The organism is Vibrio sp. 10N.222.49.C9, assembly GCF_041474985.1.
Classification (GTDB): Bacteria; Pseudomonadota; Gammaproteobacteria; order Enterobacterales; family Vibrionaceae; genus Vibrio; species Vibrio crassostreae_C.
This window is the reverse complement of sequence record NZ_JBFRVD010001306.1, coordinates 1-323: the sequence shown is the minus strand read 5'-3', so window position 1 is coordinate 323 and position 323 is coordinate 1. Positions and strand designations below refer to the sequence as shown.

1 protein-coding gene is annotated in these 323 nt (G+C 42.1%); it reads right to left on the bottom strand.

Annotated elements, in window-relative coordinates:
• Positions 1-157: 157 nt before the first annotated feature.
• The coding region (locus AB4585_RS28035) for an HU family DNA-binding protein (RefSeq protein ID WP_372172033.1) at positions 158-323 on the bottom strand (166 nt) is incomplete at its 5' end.

Below are 323 nucleotides of genomic sequence, written 5' to 3'. Positions count from 1 at the left end.
TGTCAATTTCGCCACCCGAATATTCAGTAATCTGGGCGGATTGACGCAAAGGAGTTGTAGCAGAAGAACAACCCGCTAGGGTTAGAATAGCTAAAGCAGAAGCAATGAAGTGTTTCATAAAAAATACGCCGAGCGATGTCACTCGGCGTATTTTACATTAATTAACTGAATCTTTCAGTGCTTTACCAGCAGTAAATGCAGGAACATTTGCTGCAGCAATTTGAATCTCTTCACCAGTCTTAGGGTTACGACCAGTGCGTGCATTACGGTGAGATACTTTAAATGTGCCAAAACCAATTAGTTGAACTTGGTCGCCCTCTTTA